We start from the raw sequence: 10,448 nt of genomic DNA on the forward strand, positions 1-10,448 counted from the left end.
CTATGGCTAACCTTCGCGACATTAAGAAGCGAATCTCCTCGGTCACGAGCACCAAGCAGATCACGCGCACGATGGAGATGGTCTCTACGGCCAAGATCCGTCGCGCGCTCGATCGAGCCACGCAGGCTGAGCCCTACAAGAAGGCGCTCACCGACGTCATGCACACCGTTGCGAGCGATACAGAGACTGTCGGCGACAACCCCATGCTCAAGACGCATGAGGAGTTCAAGCGCGGTCTGATCATCGCGATCACGTCCGATCGCGGTCTGGCGGGCGGCTTCAACGTCAACGTTGAGCGCACCTGCGAGAAAATCGCTCGCGAATGGGCACATGATGGCGCCGAGTGCGAGATCATCGCATGCGGTCGCAAGGCGAGCGAGTATTTCCGCAGCCGTGCCAACACGGTCATGCACTTCGAGGGTTCCTCGGCCGACCCGAGCCTCGAGGATGCCCGCATGATCGCGAGCTATATCTGCGACGAGTACTCCAAGGGTCAGCTCGACCGCGTCGAGATCGTATACCATCACGCTCGCAACCGCGTCGATCAGGTTCTTCGTACCGAGCATTTGCTTCCGCTCGACCCCGAGATGATCGCCATGGCACATGGCCCGCGTAAGAACGCAGACGAGGGCCCCGAGCGCGTTTCGTCCTCGTTCAAGTTCGTGCCGAGCGCCCAGCATGTGTTGGCTGAGCTGGTCCCCAGCTACATCCTGACCGTCATTCACCAGGCGCTGATCGATTCGGCCGCCGCCGAGCAGGGTGCGCGCCGTAAGGCCATGCACTCCGCCACGGAGAACGCGTCGTCGATCATCTCGACTCTTACCCGTACGTATAACCGCGTGCGTCAGGCTTCCATTACCACGGAGATCAACGAGATCGTGGGCGGAGCCGCAGCATTGGAGGAACACTAATGGCAGATACCACCGTTAAAGCGGCGGTCGAGGAGGCCACGGCACGTCAGACGGCCGGTGAGGGACGTATCGTCCGTATCATCGGCGCAGTTGTCGACGTTAAGTTCGATGGCGCTGTCCCCTCGATCTACAACGCGCTCACGGTCGAGGCCGATACGCCGATGGGTCACATCAGCACCATCCTGGAGGTTGAGTCTCAGCTTCCCGGCGGTGTCGTTCGTACCGTCGCCATGACGTCGACCGACGGCTTGCAGCGCGGCGTCGTCGCGGTCGACACCGGCGCACCCATGAAGATGCCCGTCGGCCCCGAGACCCTCGGCCGCATTTGGAATGTTATGGGCCAGCCTGTCGATGGCAAGCCCATGCCCCAGATCGATGAGTTTTATCCCATCCATCACCCGGCACCTCATTTCGACGAGCTCACTACCAAGACCGAGATCTTCGAGACCGGCATTAAGGCCGTCGACCTGCTCGAGCCCTACATCCGTGGCGGCAAAACTGGTCTGTTTGGCGGCGCCGGCGTCGGCAAGACCGTTCTGATTCAGGAGCTCATCAACAACCTCGCCCAGGAGCATGGCGGCACCTCGGTGTTCACCGGCGTTGGCGAGCGTACCCGTGAGGGTACCGATCTGTTCCTCGAGATGAGCGAGTCTGGCGTTATCGACAAGACCTGCTTGGTCTACGGTCAGATGAACGAGCCGCCTGGAGCGCGTCTGCGCATCGGTCTGGCCGGCCTCACCACCGCTGAGTACTTCCGCGATCGTGGCCAGGACGTCCTGCTGTTCATCGATAACATTTTCCGCTTCTCCCAGGCCGGTTCCGAGGTTTCCGCCCTTCTGGGCCGTATGCCGTCCGCTGTTGGCTACCAGCCCACGCTGGCTACCGAGATGGGCGACCTCCAGGAGCGCATCACCTCGACCAAGACGGGTTCCATCACCTCCGTTCAGGCTGTCTACGTCCCTGCAGACGACCTGACCGACCCGGCTCCCGCCACGACGTTTACGCACCTCGACGCCACGACCGTTCTTTCGCGTTCCATCGCCGAGCTCGGTCTGTATCCCGCAATCGACCCCTTGGCTTCCTCTTCCGACGCCCTGGATCCCTCGATTGTCGGCGAGGAGCACTATCGTGTGGCCGTCGCAGTCCAAGAGCTGCTCCAGGAGTACTCCGACCTGCAGGACATCATCGCCATTCTGGGTATGGACGAGCTTTCCGAGGAGCAGCGCCTTACGGTCAACCGTGCCCGTAAGCTCCAGCAGTTCCTGTCTCAGTCCTTCCACGTCGCCGAGCAGTTCACCGGCAACCCCGGTGTCTACATCCGTGTCGAGGACACGGTCCGCTCGTTTGCCGCCATTGTCGACGGCGAGTGCGACGACCTGCCCGAGCAGGCGTTCCGTTATGCGTCCACGATTGACGACGTGCGCGAGCGCGCCGCCAAGATGGAGGAGAAGTAGTGGCTATGCAAATCCGCATCGTGTGTCCGGAGAGCTGCGCCTATGAAGGCGAGGCGGCATTTGTCGCCCTGCCTTCCACGGACGGCGAGTTCGGCATTCTTCCGCGTCACGCTAGCGAGATCTGCACGATCGATCGCGGCTACGTTCGCGTTTGTGATAAGCAAATGGGCACCGTCGACCACACGTTTGCTGTGGACGGCGGCTATGCCCAGGTTGCGGACGATGTCGTGATTGTCCTCGCCGAGCGCGCTTGCGATTTGGCGACCGTCGATGCCGACAAGCTTAAAGCTGATATTCAAGGTTTTGAAGAGAAGCTGGGTAATTTGTCGGAGGATGATGCACGTCGCGCCTACCTCTATAATGAAATCGCATGGTGTAAGCTCATGCTTGCCCAATAGTCAAACGATTTGGCGTTCGACCATTTGCGAACACATCATGCCCGGGATGGCCCAGCCATCCCGGGCATGCTTTTTGAAAGGGTAGACCTTGGATATTATCCGTGTTGAAGGTGGCCACACCATCGGAGGCTCCGTGCCTGTTTCGGGTGCAAAGAACTCTGCACTCAAACTCATGGCGGCAACGCTTCTGGCACCGGGGAAGACGACGCTGCAGAACGTGCCCGATATCTCGGATGTCCATGTTATGGGCAAGGTGCTCAAGGGTATGGGTGCCAAGATTGACGTTCTCGATGAGCATACGCTCGAGATCGACACTTCTCAGGTTGATTCCTGGGAGGCTCCCTACGAGCTTGTCGCCAAGATGCGCGCCTCCACGGCCGTGATGGGTCCCCTGCTGGGCCGTTTCCATCGTGCCAAGATTGCCATGCCGGGTGGCTGCAATCTGGGTGCCCGTAAGATCGACATGCACATCTTGGGTCTTGAGGCGCTAGGCGTAGAATTCGACACTGCACACGGTTACATCAATGCCAACGCTCCTCAGGGGTTGCGCGGTACCACGGTTACGCTTGAGTTTGCCAGCGTCGGCGCTACCGAGAACCTCATCATGGCGGCCGTGCGCGCGCAAGGCACTACGGTTATCGATAATGCGGCTCGCGAGCCCGAGATCGTCGACCTTGCCAACATGCTCAACGAGATGGGCGCCAAGATTGTTGGCGCCGGCACGCCCGTCGTGACCATCGAAGGTGTGGACGAACTGCATCCCGTTACCCATCGCGTGGTGGGCGACCGCATCGAGGCCGGCACCTTTATCGTTGCCGGTGCCCTGATGGCCGATGACCGCGGTGTCGACGTTACGGGCTTTTGCCCCATTCACTTGGGCATGGTGCTCAAGAAGATGGAGCTCATGGGTATCGAGTGTGAGCGAATCGAGAATGGCGTTCACGTGAGTCGTGTCGAGCGCATCAGGCCGGTCGATATTCAGACACTTCCGTTCCCGGGCTTCCCGACGGACATGCAGGCGCAGATCATGGTGCTTTCCGCTCTTGCTGATGGCAGCTCTGTGATTACCGAGAATATCTTCGAGAACCGCTTCATGTTCGCGTCGGAGCTGGTCCGTATGGGCGCGGATATCCGCATCGAAAGCCATCACGCCATGATTCATGGCGTCAAGGGATTCTCGGGTGCACAGGTTACCTCGCCTGATCTGCGCGGCGGCGCCGCGCTCGTCGTTGCTGGCCTTATCGCCGACGGCGTTACCGAGGTCTCGGCCATCCATCACATCAAACGTGGCTATGAGCAGTTTGTCGAAAAACTCCAGGCACTTGGTGCAAACGTCGAGCACGCCACTGTTCCCGATCCCGTCATCTACTAATGCAGGTTGCCTATGTTTAATAATAAGAAGCCCTTAGCGGATACTCGAAGACCTTCAACCGGCGCACAGGCCAAGATCTACAGTCGCGATAATGTTGCACGCTACTCCGAGCGCGCTCGTCAGCGCCGCCGCGGCCAGACAATCCGTCGCGTTGCGCTTATCGCCGTGCTTGGCGTGCTGTTGAGCGCTACGACTGCCGCCGGGCTGTGGTTCGCCAGCATTATGGGCAAGCTTGGCGATTCCAATGTCATTACCGACAATCTGCGCCATATCTTGGTGGATACCAATGAGGCCAAAGATCCGTTCTACGTGCTTCTTTTGGGTACCGATGGTCGTCCGGGCGAGGACACGTATCGCGCCGATTCAATTATCTTGGCGCGCATCGACCCTACGCAAAAGCAGGCTACGCTTATATCCATTCCACGTGATACCAAGGTTGTCTATAACGGCGAAACCATGAAGGTCAACGCCTGCCATACCTATGGCGGTGCCGAGGCCATGGTTCAAGCGGTCAATGAGCTGTGCGGCGTGCAGATTTCCCACTATGCCGAGGTTAGCTTTGACGGTATGCAATCATTGATTGACTCTGTGGGCGGTATCGACATCAACGCCACCGACGATGTCGATGACCCCGAGCATCTGGACATTAAGATTACGGCAGGCCAGCAGCACATGGACGGTGCTACCGCGCTCACCTATGCCCGTTGCCGCTATACCTATGCCGACGGCGACTATACGCGCATGCGTCACCAACGCCAGGTGCTTGGTGCCCTTGCCAACCAGATTCTCAACAACTTTGATGCTACGAAGGTCTTCGACCTGGTTAATTCGCTGTCCGATATGCTTGTGACCGATATGAGCGTTCAGGACATCGTGTCTACGGTCAATGCTATGCGCGGCATGGATGTCGATGGCATCTATTCGGCGAATCTGCCTTCCTACGCAGATGAAACCACCATGATCGACGGCCAGAGCTATGTCTTTGTCTACGAGGACGAGCTTAAGGAGATGATGGCGCGCGTCGATGCCGGCAAGGATCCTAAGGGACCAAACACCATGGGCCTATCCGATGGAACCAGCTCCACAATCGGTGATTTGAGCAACCATACTTCTGACGATTACGCCTACGGTACGGCCGGTTCGTCGGAAAGCTCGGACGATTCTAGTTATTCGGACGATTCGAGCTATTCGGACGATTCGGATTACAGCTCATATTATTACGAGGAGCCCACTGGCGACGGCAACGGTTACGAAGCCAACTACTAGGGTTGCGCGGGCTTGCCAGCCCGTGCAACGGCTCGACGCTGCGCGCCGCCCAGAGCGACAATTTGTCATTCAAAAGGCAGGGCATGACCAGAAGGTCAATGTCCTGCCTTTTTCATGCCAACTTGTTCGCTCTGGACGTCGCTCGTTGACGTTGATTCAACCAGCGATGCCGACTACTCCCCTTGCACCAAAAAATCGCCCCGTTCTCGGTTTTGAGGACGGGGCGATTTTGCTTACCTAGATTATTCGAGTTCCTTATGCGAAGCGGGCGACGAGCTCCTGCAAGACGTCGGTCATCTTGACGAGCGAGCTGACCGGAACAAACTCGTTGACGCCGTGGTAGCAGTAGCCGCCCGTCGAAAGGTTGGGACAGGGCAGGCCGCGGAACGACAGCTGTGCACCGTCGGTGCCGCCGCGAATCGGCAGCACCTGGGGCTCAACATCGCAGGCAAGGAAGGATTCCTTAGCGACTTCGATCAGCTCTGGGTAGTCGCGGACAATCTCGGCCATGTTACGGTACTGGTGCTTGATCTCGACCGTTACGCGCTCCTCGCCCAGACGCTGGTTGAGCAGCGCGGCGGCAGCATCCATCAGCTCGAGCTTCTGCTGGAACTTGGCGGCATCGTGATCACGGACGATATAGCGCGCCGTGGCATGGTCGACTGTGGCAGAAACGCCCTCAAGGTGATAGAAGCCCTCGTAGCCCTCGGTGTATTCCGGACGCTGCACGTAGGGGAGCAGGGCATTGAAGTCGCAGAACAGATTGCCCGCGTTAACCATGCGGCCCTTGGCGTCGCCGGGGTGAATGGACTGGCCCTCAAAGCTAACGGTAGCCTCGGCGGCGTTGAAGCACTCCCACTCAAGCTCGCCAACCGGACCGCCGTCGACTGTGTAGGCATACTTACAGCCAAAGTCCTCGATATCCAACAGCTCGGCACCGTGGCCGATTTCCTCGTCCGGGCAGAAACAAATACCAAGCGTGGGGTGAGGCAGGCTGGGGTCCTGTGCAATGCGTGCGACGAGCGCCATAATCTCGGCGACACCGGCCTTATCGTCGGCGCCCAGCAGCGTGGTGCCGTCGGTGCAAACCAGGTCCTCGCCCAAAAGGTTGTTGAGGGCGGGGAGCTTGGCGGTGCTCATGGATACGGGCTTGCCGTCGACGATGCCGCAAACCAGGTCGCCGCCCTCGTAGTGCACAATGTGCGGCGCTACGCCGGCGCCCGGTGCGACCTCGGTGGTGTCGAGGTGCGCGATCAGGCCCAGGGCGGGCTTATTCTCGGAGCCGGCGCTCGCGGGAATGTGAGCGCAGACATAGGCGTTTTCGGTTACATGGGCATCGGTTGCACCAAGCTCGCGCAATTCCTCGGCAAGCACATTGGCAAGATCAAACTGGACGGTGCTCGACGGAACCTGGTCACAGTTGGCATCCTCGGACTGTGTGTTGATCTGGACGTAGCGCAAAAAACGCTCGAGTACGTCGGGGTTCGTGGTGGTGTTTTCCATAGAGACCGCTCCAATCTTGGTTGTCGTGTGCAACAAGAACTCTAGCACGGTATACCGCGGCATACCGCGACGCTTGGATGGGGTAGAATCAGCCATTGAATGCAGAAGGGACGGATGTTCATGGATACGACAAATAGCTCGCGCGAGCTACATCTAACGGTGGCGAACGAAGACTACTTGGAGTGCATGGTTCGCATCGAAAGCGAGGATGAGGAGACTAATGGCGTGCGGTCGGTCGATATCGCACAGCGCCTTGGCGTTTCGAAGGCATCGGTCAACAAGGCGGTTTCGGCTCTCAAGGCATCCGAACTTGTCGAGCAGTCTCACTACGGCAAGGTTATCCTGACCAACCGTGGGCGAGAGGTCGGTTTGGCCATCTGGTATCGCCATCGCCTGATTCGCACATTTTTGGTCCAGGAGCTCGGCGTCGACTTTGAGCGCGCCGATGCTGAGGCCTGCATGATGGAGCACGCGCTTTCCGAGGACACAATGGTCCGTTGGCTCGCCTATCTCGAAAAGCAGGGAATCAGCATCGAGGAATAGCGAAACATATATATGGATACGAGTTATTACAATCGCTTCGGAGGCGAGGAGCTTATGCGCCGACTTGCCAGCGAGACGCTGCTGGCACAGGGTCCGATGGGCAGCGTGCTGCTGAGTGAATACGGTGCTGCCGATATTCCGCCGGCATTTTGGAACCTCGCCGAACCACAGACGGTTTCTCGCATCCACCGACTGTATGCCGCCGCTGGTGCACAGGTGCTTATTACCAATACGTTCCAGGCATCGGGTTTTGCGCTCGATCGCGATGAAATCGCTCCATCTATGGCAGAGGTCAATCGCGGCGCGGTCGACGATGCCCGCCAGGCAAATCCCCAGCTATTGTTGGGGTCCATGGGGCCTATTGCGATTGAGTGGTTTGTCGAGGATTCTTCCGAGTATCGAGAGATTCGCGCAAATGCTCGCGAGCAGGCGTCCGCCCTGCTCAACGCCGGCGTCGACGGGATTCTGGTCGAGACGATCACGTCTATCCGCAATCTGCAGCCCGTGCTCGCCGGTGTCCATGATGCCGCTGATGGCATGCCCGTTCTGGTGAGCTTTGCTATTGATGACAAGGGCGACCTGCTGGGTGATGGCCTAAACATCGAAGGTGCCATCTTGTATGCCGAGAAGCACGGTGCGAGCTCGGTTGGGGTCAATTGCTGCACCCTGACAGCGGCTACCGCTGCGGTACCAAGAATGGTCAAGATAGCCACGACGCCCGTTACTGTACGTCCCAATGCGGGAAATCCGGTCCAAACGCAAGATGGGCCCGTGTGGCACGAGGACCCCGAAGCTTTCGCGCGCGCATGCGTCGAGTGGAAGCGGGCTGGCGCCGCAATGGTTGGTGGCTGTTGCGGAACCACGGCGATCACGACGGCTGCTATGGCAGACGCGCTCGATATATAGAGTCCTAAGAAAAGCACATTCGAATTACCGCCCCAACCGGGGCGGTTTTTTTTGTCTATATGCGCCCTCGACGGCTTTTGCCTAAACGGTGAATGCGTGCGCCGGCGGCTTGCCGGGCGCTCGTTGCGGGTATACCACTTGCGTACCATGATTCAAACACTGCGAGGTGTCTGCGTGTGTGCGCGATAATTCATTTTGGAACTGATGGCTGGCGCGCTCGCGTCGGCGAGGATTTTAACGCTAACAATGTTGCCCGTATCGCTGATGCCGCCGGCGAGCTCTGGCAAAAGACATATCCCGGCAAGACGGTATATATCGGGTATGACACCCGTCCCCGGGCGCGCGAGTTTGCAGAACTTGCAGCTGGCGTGCTTGCGGCCCATGGCCTTGATGCCGTGCTCGCGGCCCGTTTTGTACCCACGCCTGCCATCACGTGGGCTGCCGCATACGATGGCGAGGCGTGCGGGGCGCTCATGGTGACCGGTTCACATCATCCGCAGGGCTATCTCTGTCTCAAACTGCGCATGGGCGATGGTTCCACGGCAAGCCAGGACGTCATCGAAGAGCTCGAGGCAACGATGGCCGCCGAACCTCTGGGGCTCGAGGAGCAGTATCGCACGGCGGATATCATTCCCGACTATATGCGAGCGGTAGCATCGTTTGTCGATGCCGATGCCATTCGTGCCGCTCATCTGCGCGTGGTGGTCGACCCCATGGGGGGAGCGGCTCAAGGTTATCTTGCCGATTTGCTGCGCGAGCTGGGTGTTGAGGTTCATGAGATTCATGTGGGGCAAGCATCGGATTGGGGGGATATCTGTCCCGATCCCGTAGAGCCGTGGGTGGATGCCTGCGAGCGTGCAGTTATCGAAGACGGTGCGTGTGCCGGCCTGGTGACCGATGGCGATGCTGACCGTATTGGCGCGGTCGACGAGCGCGGTAGATATATACATCCGCATCAGATCATGGCGCTCGTAATGGGCGAATTGGTTCAGTTTCGCAATTTGAAGGGGCGAGTCGTCGTCAATCTATCGTGCTCGACGCTTGTACGTCGTGTTGCCGAGGCGCTCGGTTGCCGCGTGACCGTAAAACCGGTTGGCTTCAAATATATAGCCGCCGAGATGAAAAAAGACGGGGTACTTATGGGCGGTGAGGAGGCCGGTGGCATCGGCATTGCCGCGCATATGCCCGAGCGTGACGGCATTCTTGCTTGCCTACTCCTGTGTGAGCTCATGGCAAAGACGGGGGCTTCGCTGGGCGTGCTGGTCGATCAGCTCGAGGCGAGTTTTGGAAAAACAAGTTATGGCCGTCGAGATTTACGACTTGAGGCAGAAGATGCCGAGTCGCTGCGCACACTGCTTCCCGGTGTGAATCCAAAGTCGATTTGCGGCAAGGCGCCGCAGAGCGTAAGTCACATGGACGGCTTGCGTTTGGCATTTGAGGATGATACCTGGCTGTTGGTTCGCCCGAGTGGCACTGAGCCGGTGGTGCGAGTGTACGCCGAGGGCTTTTCGGTGGAGGAGCGCGACGAGTTGCTTGATGCCGGCTGCGCTTTGGCTCGGGGCGCATATCGGCTCTAGCCATGGGGCTGCTCAATATAAAGATATGCTCGGCGAGTGGTAGGTAACGACTGGCAAACGTCATCTGCGGGTATAAATGTGTAGGAGCTGTGTGCAACCAGATTCCCGCCCCGCGGGCCCCTCCGGTCTGGCAATATATCTCCTTGCCGCGCGGTCCGGTCGGACCGGATGAGACGCGCAGGCGTGCACCTTGAGAACCGGATACTGCGAGGATGGACACACATGATGTGTCGCATCCGGGCAGACATCGAACCATTTGAAATGGTCTGACTTGGATTCGTTTTTCGCAAGGCCGCCGAGAGGCGGCCCCGAGGAATTCCTTTTCCTATCAAACAGAACCATATGAATCGAACGGAACCGATCAGCGAATGACTGAGAGGACCGGACGGGCTCGAGGCCCAAACATATTTGGACGGAGAGTTCGATCCTGGCTCAGGATGAACGCTGGCGGCGCGCCTAACACATGCAAGTCGAACGGCACCTATCTTCGGATAGAAGCGAGTGGCGAACGGCTGAGT

The 10,448-nt window shown here is 58.8% G+C and carries 9 protein-coding genes and 1 rRNA gene; 9 read left to right on the forward strand and 1 reads right to left on the reverse strand.

Annotated features, from left to right (window positions below; all coding sequences use genetic code 11):
- The first annotated feature begins 2 nt into the window (after nucleotides 1-2).
- The 5 genes from atpG to ACTNB2_RS04800 all read left to right on the forward strand — a co-directional run bounded on the left by atpG (nucleotide 3) and on the right by ACTNB2_RS04800 (nucleotide 5,401).
- Complete coding sequence (gene atpG, locus ACTNB2_RS04780; protein ID WP_441041458.1) at nucleotides 3-911, forward strand: ATP synthase F1 subunit gamma; 909 nt, start codon at nucleotides 3-5, stop codon at nucleotides 909-911.
- Entirely contained in the window at nucleotides 911-2,365 is a 1,455-nt protein-coding gene (atpD, locus tag ACTNB2_RS04785; RefSeq protein WP_427727748.1) for a F0F1 ATP synthase subunit beta, read from the forward strand. The genes atpG and atpD overlap by 1 nt, the downstream gene beginning before the upstream one ends.
- A 5-nt stretch (nucleotides 2,366-2,370) precedes the next feature.
- Nucleotides 2,371-2,763 carry an ATP synthase F1 subunit epsilon gene (atpC, locus tag ACTNB2_RS04790; protein WP_427727755.1) on the forward strand — a complete coding sequence of 131 codons (393 nt, stop codon included), beginning with the start codon at nucleotides 2,371-2,373 and terminating at the stop codon, nucleotides 2,761-2,763.
- Nucleotides 2,764-2,851: 88 nt separating this feature from the next.
- Nucleotides 2,852-4,135: a UDP-N-acetylglucosamine 1-carboxyvinyltransferase gene (gene murA, locus ACTNB2_RS04795; RefSeq protein WP_441017009.1), complete on the forward strand. Its 1,284-nt coding sequence runs from the start codon at nucleotides 2,852-2,854 to the stop codon at nucleotides 4,133-4,135.
- A gap of 12 nt (nucleotides 4,136-4,147) precedes the next feature.
- Nucleotides 4,148-5,401: an LCP family protein gene (locus tag ACTNB2_RS04800; protein ID WP_441041459.1), complete on the forward strand. Its 1,254-nt coding sequence runs from the start codon at nucleotides 4,148-4,150 to the stop codon at nucleotides 5,399-5,401.
- A 255-nt stretch (nucleotides 5,402-5,656) separates the two neighbouring features.
- Here the strand turns inward: ACTNB2_RS04800 and pepT are convergent, their stop codons facing one another.
- On the reverse strand, nucleotides 5,657-6,904 hold the full coding sequence (pepT, locus tag ACTNB2_RS04805) for a peptidase T (RefSeq protein WP_441041461.1): 1,248 nt from the start codon (nucleotides 6,902-6,904) through the stop codon (nucleotides 5,657-5,659).
- Nucleotides 6,905-7,024: 120 nt separating this feature from the next.
- Here pepT and ACTNB2_RS04810 point away from each other — a divergent pair, with 120 nt between their 5' ends.
- The 4 genes from ACTNB2_RS04810 to ACTNB2_RS04825 all read left to right on the forward strand — a co-directional run.
- Nucleotides 7,025-7,447, forward strand: a complete 423-nt coding sequence (locus ACTNB2_RS04810; protein WP_441041462.1) for a metal-dependent transcriptional regulator — start codon at nucleotides 7,025-7,027, stop codon at nucleotides 7,445-7,447.
- A 12-nt stretch (nucleotides 7,448-7,459) separates the two neighbouring features.
- The gene (locus tag ACTNB2_RS04815; RefSeq protein WP_154518399.1) at nucleotides 7,460-8,353 is read left to right on the forward strand and encodes a homocysteine S-methyltransferase family protein; all 894 of its coding nucleotides are present in this window, start codon (nucleotides 7,460-7,462) and stop codon (nucleotides 8,351-8,353) included.
- A gap of 176 nt (nucleotides 8,354-8,529) precedes the next feature.
- On the forward strand, nucleotides 8,530-9,930 hold the full coding sequence (locus tag ACTNB2_RS04820) for a phosphoglucomutase/phosphomannomutase family protein (RefSeq protein ID WP_441041464.1): 1,401 nt from the start codon (nucleotides 8,530-8,532) through the stop codon (nucleotides 9,928-9,930).
- 409 nt (nucleotides 9,931-10,339) lie between these two features.
- Nucleotides 10,340-10,448: ribosomal RNA gene (locus ACTNB2_RS04825) — 16S ribosomal RNA — on the forward strand; the annotation flags it as partial.

This window comes from Collinsella sp. HCP28S3_G2 (assembly GCF_052065125.1).
In the GTDB taxonomy this organism is placed as follows: Bacteria; Actinomycetota; Coriobacteriia; order Coriobacteriales; family Coriobacteriaceae; genus Collinsella.

Bases quoted from the DNA above. Each gene is read 5' to 3' on its own strand.
- atpG (WP_441041458.1), top strand. From the start codon at position 3: ATGGCTAACCTTCGCGACATTAAGAAGCGAATCTCCTCGGTCACGAGC.
- atpD (WP_427727748.1), top strand. From the start codon at position 911: ATGGCAGATACCACCGTTAAAGCGGCGGTCGAGGAGGCCACGGCACGT.
- atpC (WP_427727755.1), top strand. From the start codon at position 2,371: ATGCAAATCCGCATCGTGTGTCCGGAGAGCTGCGCCTATGAAGGCGAG.
- ACTNB2_RS04800 (WP_441041459.1), top strand. From the start codon at position 4,148: ATGTTTAATAATAAGAAGCCCTTAGCGGATACTCGAAGACCTTCAACC.
- pepT (WP_441041461.1), bottom strand. From the start codon at position 6,904: ATGGAAAACACCACCACGAACCCCGACGTACTCGAGCGTTTTTTGCGC.
- ACTNB2_RS04810 (WP_441041462.1), top strand. From the start codon at position 7,025: ATGGATACGACAAATAGCTCGCGCGAGCTACATCTAACGGTGGCGAAC.
- ACTNB2_RS04815 (WP_154518399.1), top strand. From the start codon at position 7,460: ATGGATACGAGTTATTACAATCGCTTCGGAGGCGAGGAGCTTATGCGC.